Below are 23576 nucleotides of genomic sequence, written 5' to 3'. Positions count from 1 at the left end.
AGCAAAAAAAACAGGGGTCTTGCACAGGAAAATGTGAATTTTCCTCAGGAAAGTATGAGGCCAATCGTTTCATTCTGGCACAGTATGGTAATCATGGATAAGAGTATAGTTTTGACGTATTTATAAGCTGAGCATAAGCACTAATGAACAAGATATAAGGAGGAAATCGAGTGAATGATCATCAACAGACCCGACAGGTTTGCCCTCCATTCCGGAATCCCTGTGGAGAGCCACAAACACATTCAATGAATATCCGAAACTGACAGAAAATACAACTGCGGATGTAGCCATCATTGGTGCAGGCATTGCAGGCATTACGACAGCCTATTTACTGGCTCAGACGGGTAGGCGTGTGGTTGTGCTTGAAGCCGGAAAAGTACTGGATGGCACAACCGGCCATACCACTGCCAAGGTATCCGCGCAGCATGGTGTGATATTCGATGAATTACTGCATCATTTTGGCGAGGAACAGGCCCGCATGTATTATGAAGGTAATGCTACAGCCGCCAAGTGGATGCGCGATCTGGTAAAGAGAAAAAAATCGATTGCCAGTGGGCTGAGGAAGATGCCTATGTCTACATTCAATCCGAGGAAAACCTCAAAAAGCTGGAGATTGAACTGACCGCCTATGGCAAGTTAAATATTCCTGGTGAATGGGTCGATCCACTTCCCATCCCTGTCCCGTCTAGAGCAGGTATTAAGATGCCGGGACAAGCCCGCTTTGACCCGCTCCGTTATTTGCATTACCTGCTGGAATCCGCAGTCAAGCAAGGTGTCCGCATCTTCGAACATACAACGGTTACCGATGTAGAGGAAGACGCCTCACTGCATGTGCGGACCTATGAGAATGGTCCATCCGTAACGGCCGAACATGTCGTCGTTGCCTCCCATTTCCCGGTCTACGACCCTGGATTTTATTTTTCAAGGCTGCACGCTGAACGATCCTATGCTGTTATGGTTGAACCTCAGAAACCTTTCACAGGTGGCATGTATATCTCTGACGATGAACCCTCCCGTTCACTGCGTACTGTCATTCATGAAGGGAAAGAACACATCCTCTTTGGAGGAGAGAACCATAAAACCGGGCAGGGCATTTGTACCGTCGGTCATTATGAAAATTTGGAGCGCTATGCGGCCGATACATTTGGCATTCGCAACATCCCATTCCGCTGGTCAGCTCAGGATCTGATTTCCATCGATAAGGTCCCTTATATTGGACCCATTACCGGACGACATGAACGTGTCTATGTGGCTACCGGCTTTGCCAAATGGGGCATGACCACAGGAACGATGGCTGGACACATCCTTACGGACCGGATTACCGGACGCGACAACTCTTACGCAGCGGTATTCGATCCTGCAAGGTTCAAGGTAGACCCTGGTGTGAAAAACTTCCTCGTAGAGAATGTCAATGTAGCCACGGAACTGATCTCTGGCAAGGTCGGCATTATTCACAAGAACACGGGACAACTTGGTAACGATGAAGGAGCCGTCGTTCGCCATGAAGGCAAACGGGCCGGCGCCTACAAGGACCCAACTGGCAAACTCTTTCTGGTGGATACCACCTGCACCCATTTGGGTTGTGAAGTGGAATGGAATGCCGGCGAACGTTCCTGGGATTGCCCATGCCACGGCTCACGCTTCAATTACGCAGGTAAAGTGATCGAAGGCCCTGCCGTTGAAGACCTTACGGTATTGGACGCACAAGAATAAATTAAAGCTGATACCCCCATCGCTGTATATCTTCATCCCATAGACCCGGATCGGAATCCGTCCTCAGACGGAAGTAACCGATCCGGGTTTTGCGTATGCTGATTTATAAGTGAATTAGCGAGAAATCGAAGTTAGTCCCATTTGCGGCACACCGTGACAAGGAACTATTTTAAAATCACTACCTTGCATTAAACAGTACCGGATGCTATGATGAATTCACGACTACTGAACAATACACACTAGTGATTGGATAGAGCAACAAGGAGGAACCCAAGTGAATGTTAATATTCAATTCAAAAAAGGGGTGCTGGAACTATGCGTACTCGTGCTGATCAACCGCCAGGATCGTTACGGTTACGAACTGGCTCAGGCGGTATCCCAGCATATTGAAGTGGCGGAAGGTGCACTGTATCCCCTTTTGCGAAGATTGGTCAATGACGGCTATTGTACGACTTACCTGCAAGAATCCAGTGAAGGACCACCGCGTAAATACTACAAACTGTCTGATACTGGTCGTGACTATATGAAGACTCTCACGAATGAATGGAATAATTTTGTGCGCAATGTCGCAAATCTTATAGAGGAAGGTACCCCCAATGAATAGACAACAATTCATGCAGGCAATGGAGATTCATCTGAGACCGATGGACCCGCTGGAACGGGCTGAACTGCTCGCTGATTATGAACAGCATTTTGAGATGGGATTAAGAGAAGGAAGACCGGAAGAAGAAATTTCAAGGGAACTGGGGCATCCGATCGAGATTGCAAAAGAAGCGCTCGGTGATCGGTATGATGCACAGACGCCAGGATCTGATCCGTTCTATGCGCCAACATTCGAAGAAATGCGTCCTCAGCAAAGAGGAAATCGCGCTGCACGCAGCTTCTTCACGGCAATCGGACTTTTTTCCTGAACATCATGCTGGCAATTCCAATAGGATTGACGCTGTGGTCGGTATGGCTCACAATTGCCAGTATGTCGCTGCTGGTATTGGCACCGGTCGCTGCAGCAGTGGATTTCTTATATCTTGACCATTTCGAGTATTCTGAGATGTTCGTTTCGATTGGAGTATTCGGTATAGGCATTCTATTTGCCCTTTTGACAAAATGGATTTTTAAAGCCTTTAAGCTGGTCACTCTTCAGTATATAAGATGGAATCAAAAGACGATGAAAGGAGATGTCTAACCATGAGCACCAAAAAGTGGATCGCTTTAGCGATACTATGTATCGGCATCGGCCTGCTCGGAACCTCCATATACGGAGTTCAGTTCGGAGATCAGAGAGAAGCCTACTCCAAACGTTGGGAATTCAAAAACGATGAGCTGCACAACATCATGATGAACGCTAACTTTAACGCAGATATTGAATTCGTAGTAAGTCCCGATTCCAATGGTTACATTGAAGTGGATGGTAAGTGGGACCCGGCCACCATTGAAGGTTTTAAACAGGCCTCGATTACGGATGGAACCTTTACGTTAAACCAGAAAGAGCGCCCGCGTTTGCAATTTTTCACCCTTTATTGGAATACTCAGCAGCAAACGATCACGGTTGCGCTGCCTGAAGGACATCAGCTGGATGACGTCAGCATCGTCTCTACTTCCAGTGATCTGGATTTGAAGGGTCTGCATGCCAAAACCTTGGACCTTAACAATACGTCTGGGAGCATTCACCTTCAGGACATAAATGTACCAACCATTCAACTGGATCTAGCTTCAGGGGACATCAAAGCCACGGCAATTGAGGGAACTATGGAAGTAAAACAAACTTCCGGAAGCTTCACGCTGGATGGCATGAATGGCGATGTAACCCGCAGTGTGCAGTCGGGGGATACCAAAATTATGAAATTAAACGGTGCGGCAAACGTTAAATTCACTTCCGGCAGTGTGAAGATCGAGCAAGCTTCCTCCGGTTCAATGGATGTATCGGGACAGTCAGGAGATATTTCCATACAGGCAGCGCCCGATTTTGACGGTATATTTGACGCACAGGCTATTTCCGGTGATGTGAATATCCCTGATTCCCCTATGGTAAGCCGTGATGTCATCAAAGCTCGCACCACCTCAGGCAGCATCAAGATCAAGCAATAATGTTAAATTATGATGAAGCAAATATTCGAACTGTGGGTAATATAGTATAATTAAATGCTAGTCCAATTCTAAGGAGGAATTACCCACATGGAACTTAAAAATAAAACGGCTGTCATCACTGGCGCCGGTAAAGGTATTGGCCGTGCCATTGCTCAGGCACTTGCCAAGGAAGGTGTACATCTCGGACTTATCGCTCGGACGGCCTCCGATCTGGAGGCTCTCCAGCAATCGCTGAGTCAAGAATATGGTGTGAAAGTAACCAGTGCCATTGCGGATATTTCGGATCGCACTCAGGCTGAGGCAGCCGTAGCAGCTATCGAGATGGAGCTTGGCGCGGTGGATATCCTTATTAACAATGCAGGTATCGCAAGCTTCGGCACCTTGCTGGATATGGACCCGGAAGAGTGGGAGCGCATCCTGCATGTCAATGTCATGGGTACATACTATGTAACTCGTGCTGTGCTGCCAAGCATGATCAAGGAAAGCAGTGGCAGCATCATTAATATCGCCTCTACTGCTGGTGAGCGTGGATTCGCAACGGGTTCAGCCTACTGTGCATCCAAATTCGCCCTGCTCGGCATGACCGAATCCCTGATGCAGGAAGTACGTAAATCCAATATCCGGGTTACTGCATTAACACCAAGTACGGTGAACACAGAGCTGGCAACCAATGCCGGACTGAAAGTTGGAGACGAAGACCGAATGATGCAAGCGGAGGACGTAGCTGAACTGGCTTTGGCGACGCTCAAGCTGTCGGACCGTGTATTTGTTAAAGCCGCAGGCATCTGGACAACTAATCCGCAGTAAGCAGGAGTAGTCGAACCATTTATAAAGAACAATGAATGACGGAAGCAACCATTTCTAATGATGCAATCCGTCGCCATCCGGCCGCCCGAGAAACCTCTGGGCGGCCTTTTACATATTCAGCAGCAGCCATCGTGTCTGAATACAATTCATCGCGCTGATTCTCTACCCTTATGATTAATGCAGCGTCACTTCTCTCATTTCTTCATTCCATTATCCTCTGCTTATGCGTCCCACAAATGGTCCAGATCCAGCTCCTTGGACACGGCGATCAGCACCACCGCGGGCTCCTCCCCAATATTGGTTACTTCATGGGGAACGATGGCATTCCAGCTAAATGAATCCCCCGCCTCCAGAATCTCTACATCCTCACACTGCTCTGCACGAATCTTGCCCTGCAGAATCAGGTGACTTTCTTCTCCAGCATGCTTGTTTACCCCCGTTGATGCACCTGCGGGCAGCTCCACAATGGACATCCGCATGGCACCCTTTGCCGTTAGATGCTGTACCTTGATCTGCCCGCTCCCGGCAGTTGTTTCCTTGCGCTCACCCTTGCGCACCACGTTCATCCGTTGTTCTGGTGACAGCAGCAAGTAAGGAAGTGGAACTTCCAGATAATCCGCGATACTTTCGAGTGTGGCAATGGAAGGTGAGGTTTTATTATTTTCCACGTTGCTGATAAACCCCTTGGACAGCCCCGTACCTTCGCACATTTGCATGATGGTGATCTGTTTCTGTTTGCGGATCGTACGAATGGCTAGGCCGATATCCATGTTGCAAAACCTCCTCTTCTATAGAAATATCAACTCTTCAATCTATTTTGCGTCAGGTTCATAAAAAACAATCCGGTTGCCAAACGGATCAATCACTGTCATTTCCCTTAGATTCCACGGCGTGTCGGAAATGCCTGTCTAGGATTTCTTATACGGAACATATTTTCATAATACAAAAAAAATATTGACCCTACAATGGAATCATGATAAATTTTGTTCATCAATAAGAATATTAGTTTTATATCAGCAAACTTTATCTAGATTATCATTTCTGATCAGGTGGTGATTCCATTGAGTTATTCATTGACTTACGAGGTTCGGCTTCCTTCCGATTACAATACAGTACAACACTATCCCGTGATCTTTGCCCTGCATGGCATGGGTTCGGATGAGCAGGATATGCTTCGTTTAATGGAGCCTCTTCAGTCCGATTTTATTATCGTGGCCATAAGGGGACCCATTGTTCAGGGTAGCGGCTACGCCTATTTTCAGATTAAAAGCATTGGCAATCCCGTCCGGGAATTGTTCGACGCGTCTGTTCAGGGATTGCAGCAGCTAATCGTTGACTTGTCCGCCAAATATGCCATGGATCCCGCACGGCGTTATATCGCCGGATTCAGTCAGGGCGCCATTATGGCAATGACGCTCTCGCTAATCATGGGAGATGCAATCAAGGGAATTGTAGCTATGAGTGGTTACATTCCGCAATTTGTGAAAGACGAATACAAGTTACAGCCCAACTCGGATTTATCTGTATTCATATCGCATGGCGATCAGGATCATCTCTTCCCGCTGCAACTTGGCGAGGATAACGCAAGTTTCTTCCGTGAACACACCCATAACGTTACGTATGTTCCATATCACGGTGGGCACCAAGTCACCCCCGATCTATATCAACAATTTCAACAATGGCTTCGGACGGATGCCAAGCTGGCTGCCGAAGACCTGAAAGGACTGAATTCATAATGATGCCATCCCTGTTTGTCGCTCACGGCGCGCCATCACTCGCACTGGAGGAGAATGAGTACACTGAATTTCTGCAAAAGCTCGGACAGGAACTGCCGAAACCTAAAGCAATCGTACTGTTCTCTGCTCACTGGGAATCCACAACCCAATTGGTTTCTTCGGCAGCGAATTACGAGACCATCTATGATTTTGGTGGCTTCCAACCCGAGCTGTATCAGATCAAATACCCGGCACAAGGACATGAAGAGACATCTGCGAAGATTCAGCGTCTGTTCGCGGATGCTGGGATTCCGGTAGAGAGCGACCCCGTTCGTGGTCTGGATCACGGTGCCTGGGTCGTTCTTCGCCTGCTCTATCCGGATGCGGATATCCCGGTTGTTGCTCTGTCTGTAAACCGTTATCTGTCCAGTGAACAGCAGTATCGGGTAGGACAGGCGCTCGCCACATTACGTGAGCAGGATGTTCTCGTCATTGGCAGTGGTGGAACGGTACACAATCTGCGTCAGTTAAACTGGGAAAGCGCAGGCGCTGATCCTTGGGCCATGGCGTTTGACAACTGGCTGCATGACAAGCTGGTGAGCTGGGATACAGAATCCCTCTTTGCCTATGACAAGCTCGCACCATCCGCCCAAGCGGCTGTGCCTACGCCAGAGCATTTTTTGCCGCTGCTGCTCGCCATGGGCGCCGGAGACCAGAACAAGCAAGCATCACTCCTGTTCAAAGCCTATCAGTATGGCAACCTGAGCCTGTCTTGCTGGAAATTTGATTGAACATCGATTGATTAGTTTATATAACTCCATATATAAAAATAACCAAACACTCGTGTGAAACCGCACGGGTGTTTGGAGTGATATGACCTTTTTTGCATAATGCTGGGGGCTCTAAAGCAAGCTATAATAACATTTAGTGGAAATGAACAAGCTGTAATGACGGATTACTCTTTCTACACCTATCATATCTTTCTGGGAGGAACATTCGAAGTGGCTGAACAACCAAAGTCTGAGAGCTTGATGTCTCTCGTCAAAAGGGAAACACCTCCTCGGCCGTAGCCATGGCAGGTAATGCGGTACTTGCACTGTGCAAAGGAGGAGCTTTTCTATTCAGTGGCAGTGGAGCCATGTTCGCCTCGGCGATGCACTCTATGGCCGATGCCATCAACCAAGGGTTTGTCTTTGTCGGAAGTGTACTGTCCGAGAAAAAACCTACACGCCGCTTTCCAACCGGATTCGGACGGGTCATCAACATTTTCTGTATGATTGCCGTTATCGTTGTGACCATTATGGCCTATGAAACGATTCATGAAGGGATTCACCTCTTACAGCATCCTGTTGGTCATTCGGGTGGTCTCTGGATTAACATCGGTGTGCTGGTGCTTAACATTGTGATCGATGGAGCCATTCTGATCAAAGCGATGAAAGAAATTCTCAAAGAAGCACGCGCTCCCAAAGCGTCAGGCCTGGCCCTGTTCCCTGCTGCAATCAAAAATGTAGGACGCGCTGCACCGCCAACACGCCTTGTATTTTACGAAGATGTTGTAGCAGTAATCGGTGCGACACTCGCCCTGATTTCTGTTGTTGTCATTGCACTGACCAATTTTGCATTGCTCGATGGAATCGTGACGACCATTATTGGATGCCTGATGATCGCTGTCGCTTTCCGTGTCGGCTATGACAATATGATCGGACTGATTGGTGTAGCGGCTCCACAGGATGTTGAGGACAAAGTATCCCAGACCATTCTGGCCGACACTCATGTTGCAGATATCCAGATGATGCGCATTATTCAGGAAGGCCGTTATTACCACGTCGAGGGTCTAATCGAGCTAACGAAAGGGCTAAGCCTTGCTGATGCCGATGATATCAAGTTCCGTATTCAGGAGAAGTTAATGACAGATCCCGACATCGCCGATGCGGCCATCTCCATTATCGAAGATGATGGCGTGAACAGCTGGGGCAAGAAGCATTCGGATGTGGTGAAGTGAGGAATTACCCTCTTTTATAAAAGAAAAAGGCCCACTCTTCGCGGAGTGGGCTTCTTCGCGTAGCTAACTACATGGCATAGGTAACTGCATGGCTACTGAATGGGAGCGTTAAAATTGTTGGTTAGAATTCACTGACTGGGTTGTCATAGGGTTTATTTCCGCCCACCCTGCTTCATCCCCATCTCCATCAATTTATCCAGCCATCTTAGACGGAACGTTTCTGTGGAGCCTTTGATTGGACTGATCTCGATTGCATATTTCGTACCTAGACTTTAGTCTAGGTCCAGTTTAACTCCAAAGACCGAGGATACCCTTTTGAGGTTCATGGTATGCTGTAAATAACGAGAAAACATACTCCATGACCGTTCGGGAATTGATCTTGTATTGAAAAGGAGAGATATCATGGCTAAACGCACCATCCTTGCGCCCGTCCTTATTTTGCTGGGCGTGTACCTGATTTTGAACCAGGGAGGTTCACTCGGTCCAGGTACGATCTTTGCCACATTCTGGCCCACCCTGTTTGTGATTCCGCTGGGGCTGTTCTTCCACTGGCTGTACTTCTCCATGATTGGACGAGGAATTGGATTGCTGGTTCCTGGGGGTATCTTGCTTACGGCAGGTGTTGTCAGCCAGATCGCCATGCTCTTTGGCAACTGGAGCACAATGTGGCCTGGCTTCATTCTTGCGGTAGCGGTAGGTCTGTTTGAATTGTATTGGTTTGGTGGCCGTAACAAATGGCTGCTGATTCCGATCAACATCCTGACGGTAATCTCCCTGTTATTCTTCTCCGTCATGTCGATTGGCACGATGCTGAACAGTCTAACCTTTGTTCAACCGTTCGTGGCGATTGTGCTGATTATGGGTGGGGCGTGGATCATTGTGGGACGCAAAAAGCGCATGTAAATCTTATAGCGTTTACACTAGACCACTCCGCGTGCAGAATAATCTTCCGATCGCTGTTATCGCCGGATTTTTTTGATTCCCTTTTTATAAAGGGTAAAATCCTGCGATAAAGGCGAGCGCTTCGCTTCTACAGATTATTTCTGCCCTCTCCGTTAATGTGTAAACAAAAATAAGACAACCTACTTCAGCTATTTGCTCTGAGGTAGGGTAAAAATATAGGGGTGCTGCTCGTCATTCAATTGAAATGACGAGCAGCACCCCTGTTTATTCCTTTTCCAAGTCTAACGAACTATACACGCACTATTGGCGGTCAATTACTCCAATTGGAGTTTTAACGAATCAGAGAGACGTTATCCTGCGTAAATAGCAGCTTATTTGCCGTTTGGCACCTGTTAAATGGAAAATAGCTTCGCTGAAGTTCGTTAGCATTCGTAACCCAAGCAAATCAGCCCAATAAGGTACGATAGATTCGTTAGCGGGTTGGACGGGCATGAAACAAACATTTATCCGATACATCTCACTCGAATGCCTTTTATTTGCTATGCATTTTAAACTCGAGGAACAAATCGTTATAATGCGAGAGCATTTTTTTGCCCAGATTATTGTACACTTCCAGCTTGCCTGTCAGCGTCTCATCTGGATAGAATCGCTCATCCTCCGAAATATCCTCTGGCAGCAGCTTCAATGCCTCGGCGTTTGGTGTGGAATACCCGACATATTCGGCATTACGTGCCGCATGATCCGGGACCAGCATGAAGTTAATAAACTGATGAGCGCCTTCAATATTACTTGCGGTCTTTGGAATGACCATGTTATCGAACCATAGGTTCGAGCCTTCTTCAGGAACGACGTAATCCAGCTTGTCGTTCTCATCCATAATTTCAGACGCATCCCCGGACCATACGAGTCCAACCGCGGCTTCTTCGTTCGCCAGCAGCATTTTGATCTCGTCTCCGACGATGGCTCTGACGTTAGGCGTCAGGGTGGATAGCTTTTTCAAAGCTTCCTGCAGATGGTCTTCGTTCGTATCGTTCAGCGAATAACCAAGGCTGTTCAGCCCCATGCCAATCACTTCACGGGCACCGTCGAGTAACAGAATCTGGTTTTTCAAACGTGGGTCCCAGAGATCGTTCCAGCTCTCAAACGTTAACCCATCGACCAGTTCAGGATTGTACACAATCCCCACCGTTCCCCAGAAGTACGGAATGGAGTACTTATTGTCCTCATCGAAGGACAGGTCCATAAACCGTGGGTCGATGTTGCTCAGATTGGGCAGCTTGCTGTGATCCAGTGGAACGAGCAGGTTCTCTTCTTTCATTTTGCTAATCGCATATTCGGAAGGAATCGCCACATCAAACGTGGTTCCGCCCTGCTCAATCTTGGTCAGCATCGCTTCATTCGAATCAAACGTCTGATATATCACCTTAATGCCTGTCTCTTGCTCAAATTCCTTCAACAGATCAGGGTCGATATAATCGCCCCAGTTATAGATGGTCAGCGTGTTGCCGCCCGAATATCCCTGACTCTTGTTCAGATACGAGGCCAGAATCATCAGGGCAAAGGCAGCGATGAATACAATCGCAAATGTCCGTACCAGTTGCTTCATGGACGCAGCCCCTTTCCTCCGGGTGGTATCCGTGTTGCGCGGCGGTTAATAAAGTAATACCCAACCACCAGCAGCACCGTCAGCAGGAATAGCAGCGTTGATAGCGCATTGATGGACAATGACACACCTTGCCTTGCTCTTGAATAAATCTCCACCGAGAGTGTGGAGTAGCCGTTACCTGTGACAAAGAATGTTACCGCAAAATCATCCAGTGAGTATGTCAGGGCCATGAAGAACCCGGCAAAAATCCCCGGTTTGACGTATGGAAGCACCACACGAGTCAGGATCTGCCATGATCCCGCACCCAGGTCACGCGCCGCATCCATCAAGGTTGGACTCATCTCCTGAAGCTTCGGCAGTACCATGATGACAACAATCGGTACGCTGAATGCGATATGAGACAACAATACCGAAGTGAATCCGAGCTTGATGCCAATCATGGTGAACAGAATGAGAAATGAGGCACCGATGATGACATCCGGACTGACGATAAGCACGTTATTGAGTGACAGCAACGTATTCTTGGTCCGTTTGCGCCGTACATGATAGATCGCCAGTGCCCCTGCCACACCGAGCATCGTCGAGATCGCCGAGGACAGGAGCGCAATAATAAACGTATTCAGTACAATGATCAGCAGCCGGGTATCGGCAAATACTTCCCTGTACCATTCCAACGTAAACCCTTCAAAGCCGCGCATATGACCGCCACTGTTGAAGGAATAGAAGATCAGATACGCGATCGGTGCGTACAGTATGGCGAATACAACGGCCAGATAGACGTTAGACAGCTTTCCGTTTCTTCCCATTACGCACCTCCTTCTTGCCTGACCCGGTCAGGAACATAATGATCGCCATCGCAATAATCAAAAAGACGGCAATCGTCGAGCCCATCCCCCAGTCCTGGGTGACGAGAAAATGCTGCTCAATCGCTGTTCCCAGCGTAATTACCCGGTTCCCCGCAATGAGGCGGGTAATCATGAACAAGGATAACGCCGGAATAAATACGGCCTGACAGCCGGATTTCACTCCGCTGAGTGTCAGCGGAAAGATGACCCGGCGGAACGTCAGCCATGACGATGCCCCAAGATCCCGTGCCGCATAGATCAGCGACGGATTCATCTCTTCCAGCGCGTTGAAGATCGGCAGGATCATGAACGGAATGAAGATGTACACCGAGACAAAGATAAAGCTGAAATCGGTGAACAAAATCTGTTGCGTGCCAATACCCACCACTTCAAGCAGGGAATTGGTCAGGCCATACGTGCCGAACAGGCCGATAAAGGCGTACGCTTTTAACAACAGATTGATCCAGCTTGGCAAAATAATAAGCAGCAGCCACAGCTGCTTGTGCTTCGTACGAGTCAGTAAATACGCCGTTGGATACGAGACCAACAGTGAGAACACCGTGATCAGAAAAGCATACCAGAACGAGCTCAGAGTCATCTGCATGTACACAGGTGTAAAGAACCGGGCATAGTTACCCAGCGTGAAGTTGCCCTCCACATCGAAGAACGAGTAATACACCACCAGCAGAACCGGAGCAACTACAAACAACACCATCCATAACACATATGGAATCAGATACGCATTGCGTGTACTCGCCTTAGTCTGCATGAACGGCCTCTTGGTAGGCTTCCAGACGTTTGTCGAACTCTTCTTCCGTCTCGTTAAAGCGCATGACGTGGATCGCTTCCGGGTCAAAATACAGACCAATACGATCGCCTACCACAGCTTTCTTGGTGGAATGAACCAGCCACTCATTGCCTGCGTCATCGTAGGTGGATATTTCGTAATGCACCCCGCGGAACAGCTGGGAGTCCACGTTGACCTGCATTTTGCCCTGTTCCTCGGTTGTAATCTCCATATCCTCTGGACGAATCACAATCTCCACAGGCTCGTCCTTCTGCAGACCCTGATCGACACATTCGTACTGTGCGCCAGCGAATTCCACGACAAAGTCCTGCTTCATTTTGCCGGATACAATGTTCGATTCGCCAATAAAGTCCGCCACAAAGCGGTTAATCGGCTCATCATAAATATCATTGGGCGTGCCGCTCTGTTGAATAACGCCACCGTTCAGGACAAAAATCTCATCCGACATCGCCAGGGCTTCCTCCTGATCATGCGTGACAAAAATAAACGTAATACCCAATCGCTGTTGCAGCTCACGCAGTTCATACTGCATTTCGGTCCGCAGCTTCAGATCGAGTGCAGAGAGCGGCTCGTCCAGCAGCAGAATCTCGGGTTCATTGACAATCGCCCGCGCAATCGCGACACGCTGCCGTTGTCCGCCTGACATCTCGCCAATTTCACGGTTTTCATAACCGGAGAGATTGACGAACTTGAGTGCTTCAAGCACTTTGTCGCGAATCTCAGCGGTTTTCATTTTTTTGATCCGCAAACCAAAAGCTACGTTCTCAAATACATTCAAATGTGGAAATAACGCGTAATCCTGAAATACGGTATTCACCTGCCGCTGGTGGGCAGGCACTTGGTTAATCACTGCACCGTTAAAATAAATACTGCCCTGTGTCGGCTCCGCAAAGCCGGCGATCAAGCGCAATATCGTTGTTTTCCCGCAGCCTGACGGGCCGAGTAGCGTATAAAATTTACCCCGCTCAATCTCGAAGCTGACTTCCTTCAATACGGCTTCATCCTGATCGTATTGCTGAGTCACCCGGTCGAACCGGATAATCGGTTGTTGTTCTGACATGCTTCATTTCGCCCCCTTTAAACTTGAGGTATACCTCTATTGCTTATTCTTCTTGCAGGCCTCTTCCATTACAAACCCAACCTATTATACACGACTTTGTCCCAGCCTTGTTTCTTATAACGTAATTTATATCCTTTTTTCTTTCATTCCAAAAGATATTCTGTATAAACTTTTATGAATTGCCAAAGAAAATATTGACCACTGTAAAATTATAGGATTATAATTCATATATATGGTTTTTTACACTAAATTTTGGGTGATGATAAAGGCGGTGTCATGCATGCTAAATAAGACTATACGAGCGGAAGTGTTGCAATACATAAACAATCACCATTTAACGCAAAGCCAGTTCTCACAACGAGCAAACATAAATCCAGGCTCTTTCAGTCGCCTCATCAATCAGAATAAACCGTTCTCCATGAGCCAGCTTGATGGTATTACAAGAGCCATGGGTGTGAAGGAAGACCATTTCTATTCGCGGTTTGTGGGAGAATGCTTTACTCTGACTGCACCGGATTGGCGAAGAATGCGCCCTTTTATCATCCGCTGTGCAGAGGTGGAGCGTCTGGATTGCATCAAATTAATTTTGAGCAATCTTCTGGATAATACTAACTACGGAACTTTGATTTTTGAGGTTGCAGAGGAGCTGTTCCATGATCAGTACAACGAGGCCGCCGCGTTGCTATATGAGGGCGTTAGTGTAATCGAGAAATACCAGCATTCCGAGCGATTAGCCCTGTGTCGATATCGATTGTTCCTTCTTTCATTAAGTGATAACCTGACCCAAAATTTGCGGGCCGCCACATTGTTCGAGCCCTATGCGAATCGCCTGGAGGAGTCCGACCAGTTGGAAGCACTCAAACATCTGGCTCACGTCTATGTTTCGCTGCATGAATGGCACAAGGTGGGTGAACTCTCGGAAGAGATGTTCCGTCTCGCTTCCATTCAGTACGAACTTTCCCTTCGCGCCAAACGCAAAGATTCTAAAGCTAAACAGCCCGTTCGCCCTTTTTACTTCTACATGTTGTATGCGCGCCTGCTCCAAGCTGCAGTATATGAACAATATGAAGATTATCAGAGAGCAATTGAATACACCGTTTTGTATACCAATGCAGATGACTGGATTCATGATTCTTCCGATGAGGCCAAGCTCATTATTAATCAATTTAATGACTTTTCAAAAGCTAACCAGTATCTATATCGATTGCTTGCGGGAGATCTGAGTATCTTGCCAGACTACATCGAATATATTGCATCGCAGCCTGATGAAATCTTCTCTGGAATGTGCCATATTGTCAAGGTAGCCAACATGTTTGATATCAACATTGATGCCATTTTGGATCGTTTCCAGGAACATATCCCTTACAAGACATATAACAGCGCGTTTGGAGAATACAATAAACCAATCAAGGCGGAGGAATACGCGACATTTTTAGCTAATCTGGGGAAGTACCATTTACATCGTGAACGTACCCAAGGCATCGATATTTTACTTGAGGGATTAGAATTTGCCGGTAATATAAGCAGTGACTCTAATACGATCAAATGTCTAACGGTATTTAATCAACACAGAGAATGGGAAGATGAGGACAAGCGAGAGAAATTCAATAGTCTGAATGATAAAATATATTCCTCACATGAAAAAAATCCTTTCAACGCTGTTAGTAAGTAGTATACTGCTTACAGTGTTACTACACCTATTTCTAATGTACTGCTTACACTTATGACACATGATGTAGGATCAGGTTAACAGCTCTAAATTTCAATTGCACTTTTTTTACAGACACCACTTGGGTGTCTTTTTTTATTCAAAGCCAACAGGAGCCCCCTCCAACGCATCCCTGCATCTCATTATACTGATTATAAGATTCTGCTTTGGTTTAACCTCCATCTATTTATAATCTCTGGCCTTATTGATTGCCCTTTATGTAGCCATGGATATCCTACACGCTCCTTTATATGATTCAGCTATATCCGCAATGGTTTTGATGTAAACGCCCTGTGTTATTTCTTCTTATTCTCACAAATACAGCATACATTACGGGTATATGTCGATATCTACGCAATCCATGTAGAGTGATTGAAGGAAGATTTCGGAGTTCAGTTTCTGTGCGAAAGGAGTCTTGTTGGTGGATATTCGCCGTAACCTGCCTTTACTGATGATCATTTGTTTTCTCAGTCAGATGGGCGGTTTCATGATCCTGCCCCTGTTCCCCTTGTTTATTGAGGAATTTGGCCTGTCCGGCTGGATGATGGGGGTTATTTTTGCACTCTTTTATGTCGGAAAAGTGATTGGCGGGGTGCCCGCTGCGGCACTCTATCGGAAAATCGGGGGCAAGCGGGCACTAATTGCCATGCTGCTGCTGCTCGCTGTCTGTATGGGCGGGTTCGCTGTATCTTCTGCCGCCCTACTATTCGGCCTGCTACGGTTGCTGCAAGGGCTCGCTTCTACCGGACTTACGGTCGTCGTGCGTTCCATCATCGGGGATGAAGGCAATGTCGACAACCGGGGGCTGTTCAACGGTTATATCAGCAGCAGTGAAGGCGGGGGTATGGTGCTGGGTCCGGTCATCAGCGGCTGGCTCTCATTGCACTGGCCGTTGTCCGTGCCTTTTTTACTCGTTACCGTGTGCTGTCTGATGGCTGTCGTTGCGGCAATGGGGATAAAGTCGGCATCAAAAGCAGATCAAGTGTCTGAAAGTGAGGTGAACGGTCAGACTTCAAGCGAGTCTTCAAGTATTGTAAAACAAACGCAAACGCCTATGGATACGGATTACACCGTTTCTACAGTCAACGATACACCTAGCCCAACCATTCCAGAACCATCCACCGGACTTACCCGGCGGCAACAACTGATTGGCTACGGTACGGTGCATTTTCTGGAGATGAGCGCCTATGCCGTGTTTCTGACTTATTTTGCACTATATGCTGCTCATATCATGCACTGGGACCCGTTTGCGACCAGCCTTGCCTTTACCGTTGCCGGAATCTCTACACTTGCAGCTGCCCCTGTAGCAGGTTACTTGTCTGATCGGATGGGGGATCGCCTGCTGCTCTGCATGTTCGGCATGCTGATGATTGGCATCGAAGTGGTCGTTTTTCTGAGCACATCTTCTTATGTGTGGGTTTACGTGGGCATGCTGATCGGCGGTGTTGGCGGTGCATGTTACATGGACTCGTTCTTTGCTCATATCGGAGATCATATCCCGGACGAGGGTAGGAGCTCCGTCATAGGCAAAATTGTCTCTGCCGCCGAGATTGGCTCTATCGTCTCCCCTCTGGTAGCTGCGCTGCTTGTGGAGTATGGATCGCTGTATACTGTGTTCGTGTTCAATCTGCTTCTGATCGCTGCCGCTATCGCTGTTCAGGCGGTGATGCGCAGCCGTTACAGATCCAAACGGGGGTAGACGCACAAGACTGCCCACACCAGTGGGCAGCCTCCATCATTTATTTATTCCTAATAAAGTTGCTATATGTAGTGCATTTTCTTCAATTTTACTTTTTAAATAAGGGTCTGTTTTCTCAGGCAATTCCGTCGGTTTATAGAACTTTGCTTCAAGGACTTCCACCCCATCGGGCTTCAACTCGCCTTCAAATTCCGTACAAATGTAACCAATGACCACATTATAATATTCATGTCCATTTCTTAATTTCGTATATAACTCTTTCCCGGAAAAGACGCCGTATAGCTTAAGTTTCTTGATCTGTAGCCCAATCTCTTCCCTTACCTCTCTCATCGCACATTCTTCCACCGACTCGCCCAGCTCCATCATTCCACCTGGTACTCCCCACGTATCATCTGCATTTCGAACCAACAAAATTTCACCTGATTGATTCAATATTAAAATACTCGGTCTCACCAGAATAACAGGTGCATTGCCAACCATTTCTCGAAGCGATTCAATGTAACCCATGGATAACCCCTCCTATATAAAGTCATGGTCCTTATTATAGAAGTGCAATTAATTTCCATATAGAGAAAGAATATTTAGCTTCATTTCCTATTTTAGAGCCTGTGCTTTGATGAAAACACTTCAAAAAAATAACCCGCTCGCACATCAGTGTGCAAACGGGCATTTCATTGGTGGATTCTCCGCCTTAGGCTGGTGATCCCCCACGAGTTGTTGGCTTTCCCTGTTCTGAAGTTCAGCTTCTGCTTGTTCTGAATCCAGCTTATAGGAATGATCTCCATAGAAAAAGTTTGGCTTCACAATCTCATTGCGGTAGGAGCTGTGGAAAATATGCGTCGTCGCCGGAGACACGGGCGGAATCAGCCAAACCCAATCGCCTGTCAGCTCGCGCCCAGCCTTCTCCTCCCGCTGCTCAAACAAGGCAAATTGCGCTGCCGCCGTGTGGTGATCCACAATGCTCACGCCTGCTTTCTTGAACGAATGCAGTACAGCTACATTCAGCTCTACCAGAGCCCGATCTTTCCATAGCGTCGTTTCACTCGACGTATTCAGGCCAAGGGCTGCCGCTACCGCAGGCAGTTTGTTATACCGAAACGTATCCGCCAGATTACGCGCACCGATCTCAGTACCCATATACCAGCCGTTGAATGGAGCTGCCGGGTAGGATATGCCGCCAATCTCCAGCCGCATATCGGCAATCATCGGCACACCGTACCAGCGCATGCCCAATTCAACAATCTCGGGACGTTCCGGGTGTTCAATCCTCACTTCCACGATGTCTTCCTCGGGCACTGGATACCACTCTGGAGCTTGTCCCTGTGCCTGTATAATCATAGGCAGCACATCATATGGTGTTCCTTCCCCTTCCAACCAAGCGAAATTGCTGTCTTCGTTAGCTCAACGGATGCAGGGTCGCCTACAATACCATCCGTCGTCTCATATCCTGCATAACGAATCAACTGGTGATTCCAAATCCGTACGGGTGCTCCATTCGGTCCATCAGGTGGAAGGATCGTAATCATTGGAATGATCTTACCTCCGTTGGAGGCCGCTCGGATGTGCGTCAGCACAGCATCCGCTGCTGTTCCAACGGTATCTGCATGCCGTGCATCGATAATGCGCAGTTTATCCCAGAACAGCCGTCCGATGCAGCGGTTGCTGTTCCGCCATGCCATTTTACAGCCATGCTCCAGTTCATCCGCAGTATGCACATATGTGCCTGTGTGCTCAATCTCATTCAGAACTGCAACAAGCCGGGCCTGCGCGTCTTCACGCGAATGGCCCAGCTCCTCATAACATCTATATATAAACCGTTCAGCTTCATCCCGCAATTCTTCCAGGTCTGTCCGCATTATTCATTCCACCAATCTATACATCTTGAATGCCATCATTATACGGCAAGAACACCGGATTTGTAAGCGAACGGGCACTTTGTTCACGGACTCTACATATCGTTGTCAGCGGATGCAGGGGAACTTAGCTTATTTGCCCAGAAATGCGTTTAACATCCAGATCTCTTTATCCAATGAAGCGGTGAATCCAATCAGCATATCTTCAGTTGCGTTATCCTCGGCTTCGCCCACTGCTTGAATACCCTGATTAATTACACCCACCATGGCTCTCAGATCGGAAACTACTGTTTCTACCATGTCTTCAGCCGAGAACTGTCCCTGTGCTTCCTCAACTGGTGACAACCGCAGTTGTTCAGCCATCGTTGCGACCGGGCGTCCACCAATGGCCAATAGGCGTTCTGCGGCTTCGTCCATATTCGCTGTAGCCATGTTATATAACTCTTCGAATTTGGCATGCAGTGTGAAGAAGTGAGGACCTTTGACATACCAGTGGAAGTGGTGCAGTTTGGTGTACAGTACAGACCAGCCTGCGATCTGGCGGTTCAGGACATTGTGAAGTTCAGTGGCTTGATTTGCAAAAGTGTTGTTTCTAGTCTGGATTGTGCTCATGGAATTTATCCCCTCTCGAATACGATATAGTTTTGAATTTAGTAGCATAAGTTAATTTGGTTTATTTAATTTAGACTTAATCTAAATCTTGTTTTAATTATAACATTGACCATATCCTTTGTGAAGGCTTTAGACTACTCTTTCAAATGAAGATTCCATGAAGCTGTGCTTCATCTTTGACTCATGCGGAAAGACTCTTCCAACACCTTTACATAAAGTATCTATACCGCGATTTTCGCCGATATACAATGACAATCCTCACTCCGTATCCAACAACAAAAAAAGCCCTGATCCTCAAGTGAGTAATCAGGACTGCACCAATGCACATAGCGCATGCTTTATTGTTGAACCAACTCGGATGTAAGGATACGGCTTACCTCTTCATAACTACGCGCAACATGATGAGGCTGATGCTCTGATTCTGGCAAAGCATTACGATGGTTGAACCAGATCACTTTCCATCCGGCATCCACTGCACCGACAACATCATTGCGCCAAGAATCGCCGATGTAATAACTGGAGCTGGAATCCGATCCCGTCCTCCTGCTTACATGCTCAAACAATCTGCGATCCGGCTTGGCGTAACCAAGTGTACCGAAATAAAAATCCGTTCCTCAGGGATAAGGCTGGAAACATCAAGCGCTTCAAGCTTCTTTTGCTGATGCGCTCCTTCTCCATTGGTAATTAACCCTACTGTATGCCCTTCTGCAAGAAGTCTCCGTATAAGTTCATATGCCCCCTCAAAGGGTTGGATCTGAAACTGTCTATTTAAATACTGTGCTTGCAATTCTTCAGCCTGTCCCGATTGCAGGGGTAGTCCAAATTCCGCCATGGTCAGCTCAAATCTGCGATGACGCATCCGTTCCACCGCTTCCGGTTCGGGTACAGCAGACAAGTCTTCTTGGGCAGACAGCCAGTCGCTATAATAACGGAAACGATGGTATGCCTCGCCATACGGGAAATCGTATGGCAGACCAAGAACCTCCTGTAGTGCTCCTTTCAGCGGCTGCAAGTGGTCATACAAGGTGTCGTCTACATCGAAAAAGATAGCTCTCGTTTTATTTGTTTTTTCCATAATTGCTACTTATCCTCCTGGTGTTGGCTCCAAACATTCTCTTCTTACTATATATGCATTGAGTTGGCCAGTCCAAACAAGTATGCGTGCTTAAACATGATTACCCCGTACTTGGAGTAGCATAAAGATCCATTATATATGTTAAAATAAGGATGAATTATCTATTATCTCAGAGGTGATGCTTATGTTCAATCCGAAAGTCTTCTTCTATTAGTTGTGTCTAAGGCCATGGCTCCCGAAGCCAAAATCTAACCCGGCACAACGGGGATGAAGATGTTTGCACAGGAAGAGATTCAATCTTGGGAAAATGAACAATCGCATAATCAGAAAAACAACAAGAAGTTCATTGATCCAAGAAAAGAGAAGCTCAAAGATTTCCGCAAAGGAATCAAGAGCACTCATTTTAACAAAGAAAGTAAACCGGCTCGTAAACAAGATTATCGTCTGTATAGAACCAAAATGAAACGATTGATGTACACCGAGCAATACGATCTCCTTCACAATTATATACGAACGAGTGGTTGGCTTACTTGGTAAACCGAAGTTAGAAAGAGTAGTCCTTACATAACTTTGCCTACTCTATTTTAAGATCGTAGTCGGTGTAGTTATGGAGGACTGCTTTTACTGGAGTAAATGTCGTTTGCGTACATGTCCTAATATAATTAAATATTGCGAGGAGGACTTTATTCATGTGGAGAGAGCATCTTCAGGGAATTTCAAAAGAGTATACGTTCAGTTCTCCTGCATCGGGAGACGAACTTGCAAAGGTTGAGAGCTTGTTCCATGTCGCTCTGCCCCGTGAACTAAAGGAAATATTGTTGGAAACCAATGGGGTAAAAGCCATTTATGATTTAGGTCTAATATGGCCAATAGACCGAATCAAGAATGAAAACAAACACTATCGGGACGGACACTTCCAAGAATTTTATATGCCATTTGATAACTTGGTCTTTTTCGGTGAAAGTGGAATTGGCGATTTATTCGCGTTTCCAGTGACGGGGGATGGAATTTGTAAAGAAGACGTCTTTGTATGGAATCATGAAAATGATAGCCGAAAATGGGTCGCGCCTTCGGTATCCAAATATTTGGAATGGTCGCTAAAAGGAATGATCAAAATCTAGCTCAATGTTCCTCTTGCCAGGCTCAGTACATAGGAATTATGATTTTAAATCCTTGGTCATACAACAATACCCCGTAACGCGACTCATCGTGGCGATACGGGGTATTGGACTTTTCTTTTTATAATTAACACTACTCCACGATCAACAATCTAATTGGAGGTACATCACGAAATGTGTGTATTTAAATTAGATGATCAACGGTACAACCTTGCCTGCATTCACATCAATCAGGCCGTGATCCGTAATTTTCAGAGCTGGACTTACCGCTAGGGAATGGGTACTGATCGACATAATCGGGTTATAGTGCACATAACCAAGAGACAACATCGCTGCACGTAGTTTTTTCACTTGGTGGGATACTACCGCCAGCGGTTCCTCCGTCAGAATGCCACCCACAGGGAGTTCGAGATGAGACAACACTTTACCGTCTTCCACCACACAGAATCCACCCTGGCTCGAAATTACCGTGTTAGCTGCCAATATCATATCTTCACGATTGCGCCCTACGACCAAAAGGTTGTGGTTATCATGGGAATACGTTGTCGCAATGGCCCCACGCTTAATCGTGTCTCCACCAATCAAACCATGTGCCCGGTTACCGTTCACACCATAACGTTCAAAGGTCGCAATCTGTCCATATTCACTCTCTTCCCAGAGCAGTTCACCATTCACAGCCTGAACTTGGGCAATATGCTCTTCCACAAAGGTTGAACCGTCCTTCACAATCATAACCCGGCAATTGTTTATCCCATTTTCAGATAACTGCGCGTCTGAGGCTGATGCTTCACTTTTCCCACTCACCTTCGGATCAGACAAACGAATTGCGAAATCCTCGGCTCCCAGCAGATCCAACTGCACGCTCTTGTAAAAGTGAGGTGGAAACTGTCCACTGATCCGGTCTTGCTTGTACGGTTCGTAGTCGTCATAAGCTTTACGGCCATTTTTGTATACCTGCTCTACTGCAAGTGTATCTAAGTTGGACAGTAGCACATAATCCGCCACTTTGCCTGGGGCAATGCTACCGCGATCAGTCATTTTCATTCGGGATGCAGGGGTCGAGGTTGCTGCATAGATTGCATCTTCAGGGCGCATACCCATCCGAATGGCTTTACGCACGATATGATCCAAATGCCCCCGTTCCACCAGCGAATCAGGCATAACATCGTCCGTTACAAAGCAGAAATGCTGAGCAACATCATGTTGAATCAGGTACTCCATAACTTCTGGCGTCATCGATTTTTCCTGAATTTCTATAAACATGCCTGCCGCAATTCGCGCCTGCAAGCCTTCAATACTCTGATGCGTATGATCGGAATCCACGCCCGCATAGATCAGTCGGTGCAGATCCAGCCCAAGCAGTTTCGGTGTATGACCTTCGATCACAAGATCGGGATAGTTCTGGCGAATATGCTGGAGGATCTGGTTGGTCTTGCATTCCGGGTCCCGGATGACGTCCACATAGTTCATGATCTCACCCAGACAGATGATCTCTCCAGTAGCCAGCAGCACATCCATGTCTTCGATTTCGATTGAACCACCTGTTGTTTCCATGGGTGTCGCCGGAACGGAGCTTGGGATGGCGTAGAACATATCTACGTTTGTCTCGCGACTGGCCGACATCATCTCCTGCACACCTTCCAAACCAAACACATTCGCCATCTCATGCGGTTCCGCCACAATGGACGTTACCCCGCAACGGATTAGGCCATGGGAAAAGGTTGCCGGTGTCACCATCGTACTCTCGATGTGCAGATGAATATCAATGAGGCCTGGAATCATGTAACGTCCCCGTGCATCAATCACTTCATCGGCTTCAATCATTTCCGGTCCGCCTGACCCAACATACATGAATCTGCCGTCCAGTACAGCCACGTTGTTCATTTCGAATCGTTTATAATAACTGTTATACACATGTACATTCTTAATTAGTTGATCTGCACGCATGGGGCATAATCTCCTTCTTC

General features: G+C 47.1%; 22 protein-coding genes and 2 pseudogenes. 13 read left to right on the top strand and 11 right to left on the bottom strand.

Annotated elements, in window-relative coordinates; genetic code table 11:
• Window positions 1–199 precede the first annotated feature (199 nt).
• The 5 genes and pseudogenes from ACTWJ7_RS04410 to ACTWJ7_RS04390 all read left to right on the top strand — a co-directional run bounded on the left by ACTWJ7_RS04410 (window position 200) and on the right by ACTWJ7_RS04390 (window position 4605).
• Window positions 200–1713: pseudogene (locus ACTWJ7_RS04410) on the top strand (FAD-dependent oxidoreductase).
• Between the two features lie 274 nt (window positions 1714–1987).
• A complete protein-coding gene (locus ACTWJ7_RS04405) occupies window positions 1988–2317 on the top strand; it encodes a PadR family transcriptional regulator (protein ID WP_024632829.1) in 330 nt (109 codons plus the stop codon).
• A complete protein-coding gene (locus ACTWJ7_RS04400; RefSeq protein ID WP_443145160.1) occupies window positions 2310–2624 on the top strand; it encodes a DUF1700 domain-containing protein in 315 nt (104 codons plus the stop codon). Before ACTWJ7_RS04405 ends, ACTWJ7_RS04400 begins: the two co-directional genes overlap by 8 nt.
• 274 nt (window positions 2625–2898) lie before the next feature.
• Window positions 2899–3798, top strand: coding sequence for a DUF4097 family beta strand repeat-containing protein (locus tag ACTWJ7_RS04395; RefSeq protein WP_301880299.1), 900 nt, complete (start codon window positions 2899–2901; stop codon window positions 3796–3798).
• 87 nt (window positions 3799–3885) lie between these two features.
• Window positions 3886–4605, top strand: coding sequence for a 3-ketoacyl-ACP reductase (locus tag ACTWJ7_RS04390; protein WP_079347818.1), 720 nt, complete (start codon window positions 3886–3888; stop codon window positions 4603–4605).
• Between the two features lie 221 nt (window positions 4606–4826).
• On the opposite strand, the gene ACTWJ7_RS04385 is transcribed toward ACTWJ7_RS04390, so the two are convergent.
• Window positions 4827–5375, bottom strand: a complete 549-nt coding sequence (locus ACTWJ7_RS04385; protein WP_301880300.1) for a helix-turn-helix domain-containing protein — start codon at window positions 5373–5375, stop codon at window positions 4827–4829.
• Between the two features lie 282 nt (window positions 5376–5657).
• Between ACTWJ7_RS04385 and ACTWJ7_RS04380 the strand changes: the two genes are divergently transcribed.
• The 4 genes from ACTWJ7_RS04380 to ACTWJ7_RS04365 all read left to right on the top strand — a co-directional run bounded on the left by ACTWJ7_RS04380 (window position 5658) and on the right by ACTWJ7_RS04365 (window position 9225).
• Window positions 5658–6341 carry an alpha/beta hydrolase gene (locus ACTWJ7_RS04380; RefSeq protein ID WP_443145159.1) on the top strand — a complete coding sequence of 228 codons (684 nt, stop codon included), beginning with the start codon at window positions 5658–5660 and terminating at the stop codon, window positions 6339–6341.
• The gene (locus tag ACTWJ7_RS04375; RefSeq protein ID WP_301880302.1) at window positions 6341–7111 is read left to right on the top strand and encodes a dioxygenase family protein; all 771 of its coding nucleotides are present in this window, start codon (window positions 6341–6343) and stop codon (window positions 7109–7111) included. The genes ACTWJ7_RS04380 and ACTWJ7_RS04375 overlap by 1 nt, the downstream gene beginning before the upstream one ends.
• A 281-nt stretch (window positions 7112–7392) precedes the next feature.
• Entirely contained in the window at window positions 7393–8322 is a 930-nt protein-coding gene (locus ACTWJ7_RS04370; protein ID WP_443145158.1) for a cation diffusion facilitator family transporter, read from the top strand.
• Window positions 8323–8724: 402 nt separating this feature from the next.
• Window positions 8725–9225, top strand: a complete 501-nt coding sequence (locus ACTWJ7_RS04365) for a hypothetical protein (RefSeq protein WP_079347824.1) — start codon at window positions 8725–8727, stop codon at window positions 9223–9225.
• Between the two features lie 532 nt (window positions 9226–9757).
• Here ACTWJ7_RS04365 and ACTWJ7_RS04360 read toward each other — a convergent pair.
• The 4 genes from ACTWJ7_RS04360 to ACTWJ7_RS04345 are packed head-to-tail and all read right to left on the bottom strand — an operon-like array spanning window position 9758 to window position 13544.
• Complete coding sequence (locus ACTWJ7_RS04360; protein WP_301880304.1) at window positions 9758–10831, bottom strand: ABC transporter substrate-binding protein; 1074 nt, start codon at window positions 10829–10831, stop codon at window positions 9758–9760.
• Entirely contained in the window at window positions 10828–11637 is an 810-nt protein-coding gene (locus tag ACTWJ7_RS04355; protein WP_024632840.1) for an ABC transporter permease, read from the bottom strand. Before ACTWJ7_RS04355 ends, ACTWJ7_RS04360 begins: the two co-directional genes overlap by 4 nt.
• Entirely contained in the window at window positions 11612–12445 is an 834-nt protein-coding gene (locus ACTWJ7_RS04350) for an ABC transporter permease (RefSeq protein WP_024632841.1), read from the bottom strand. Before ACTWJ7_RS04350 ends, ACTWJ7_RS04355 begins: the two co-directional genes overlap by 26 nt.
• Entirely contained in the window at window positions 12435–13544 is a 1110-nt protein-coding gene (locus tag ACTWJ7_RS04345; RefSeq protein ID WP_094937570.1) for an ABC transporter ATP-binding protein, read from the bottom strand. Before ACTWJ7_RS04345 ends, ACTWJ7_RS04350 begins: the two co-directional genes overlap by 11 nt.
• A gap of 232 nt (window positions 13545–13776) precedes the next feature.
• Here ACTWJ7_RS04345 and ACTWJ7_RS04340 point away from each other — a divergent pair, with 232 nt between their 5' ends.
• The gene (locus ACTWJ7_RS04340; RefSeq protein WP_443145157.1) at window positions 13777–15216 is read left to right on the top strand and encodes a transcriptional regulator; all 1440 of its coding nucleotides are present in this window, start codon (window positions 13777–13779) and stop codon (window positions 15214–15216) included.
• A gap of 457 nt (window positions 15217–15673) precedes the next feature.
• On the top strand, window positions 15674–16951 hold the full coding sequence (locus ACTWJ7_RS04335; protein ID WP_301880307.1) for an MFS transporter: 1278 nt from the start codon (window positions 15674–15676) through the stop codon (window positions 16949–16951).
• Window positions 16952–16987: 36 nt separating this feature from the next.
• On the opposite strand, the gene ACTWJ7_RS04330 is transcribed toward ACTWJ7_RS04335, so the two are convergent.
• The 5 genes and pseudogenes from ACTWJ7_RS04330 to ACTWJ7_RS04310 form a co-directional block, all read right to left on the bottom strand.
• Window positions 16988–17458 (bottom strand): NUDIX hydrolase, encoded by a 471-nt coding sequence (locus ACTWJ7_RS04330; RefSeq protein ID WP_024632844.1) that lies wholly within the window; start codon window positions 17456–17458, stop codon window positions 16988–16990.
• A gap of 144 nt (window positions 17459–17602) precedes the next feature.
• Window positions 17603–18807: pseudogene (locus ACTWJ7_RS04325) on the bottom strand (nitric oxide synthase oxygenase).
• A gap of 129 nt (window positions 18808–18936) precedes the next feature.
• A complete protein-coding gene (locus ACTWJ7_RS04320) occupies window positions 18937–19416 on the bottom strand; it encodes a Dps family protein (protein WP_301880310.1) in 480 nt (159 codons plus the stop codon).
• A gap of 338 nt (window positions 19417–19754) precedes the next feature.
• Window positions 19755–19979: an HAD family hydrolase gene (locus tag ACTWJ7_RS04315; protein ID WP_443145156.1), complete on the bottom strand. Its 225-nt coding sequence runs from the start codon at window positions 19977–19979 to the stop codon at window positions 19755–19757.
• Window positions 19964–20491, bottom strand: a complete 528-nt coding sequence (locus ACTWJ7_RS04310) for an HAD family hydrolase (protein ID WP_443145155.1) — start codon at window positions 20489–20491, stop codon at window positions 19964–19966. Before ACTWJ7_RS04310 ends, ACTWJ7_RS04315 begins: the two co-directional genes overlap by 16 nt.
• A 273-nt stretch (window positions 20492–20764) precedes the next feature.
• Here ACTWJ7_RS04310 and ACTWJ7_RS04305 point away from each other — a divergent pair, with 273 nt between their 5' ends.
• Both ACTWJ7_RS04305 and ACTWJ7_RS04300 read left to right on the top strand, forming a co-directional pair.
• Window positions 20765–21028 carry a hypothetical protein gene (locus ACTWJ7_RS04305; RefSeq protein ID WP_285075900.1) on the top strand — a complete coding sequence of 88 codons (264 nt, stop codon included), beginning with the start codon at window positions 20765–20767 and terminating at the stop codon, window positions 21026–21028.
• A 152-nt stretch (window positions 21029–21180) separates the two neighbouring features.
• Window positions 21181–21612: an SMI1/KNR4 family protein gene (locus ACTWJ7_RS04300; RefSeq protein ID WP_301880314.1), complete on the top strand. Its 432-nt coding sequence runs from the start codon at window positions 21181–21183 to the stop codon at window positions 21610–21612.
• 186 nt (window positions 21613–21798) lie between these two features.
• Here the strand turns inward: ACTWJ7_RS04300 and ACTWJ7_RS04295 are convergent, their stop codons facing one another.
• Window positions 21799–23556 carry an adenine deaminase gene (locus tag ACTWJ7_RS04295; RefSeq protein ID WP_301880316.1) on the bottom strand — a complete coding sequence of 586 codons (1758 nt, stop codon included), beginning with the start codon at window positions 23554–23556 and terminating at the stop codon, window positions 21799–21801.
• Between the last annotated feature and the right edge of the window lie 20 nt (window positions 23557–23576).

Source organism: Paenibacillus sp. 1A_MP2 (assembly GCF_052244825.1).
GTDB lineage: Bacteria > Bacillota > Bacilli > Paenibacillales > Paenibacillaceae > Paenibacillus > Paenibacillus vandeheii.
Note: the sequence above shows the minus strand (reverse complement) of the source record. Positions and strands in the feature narration are given on the sequence as shown.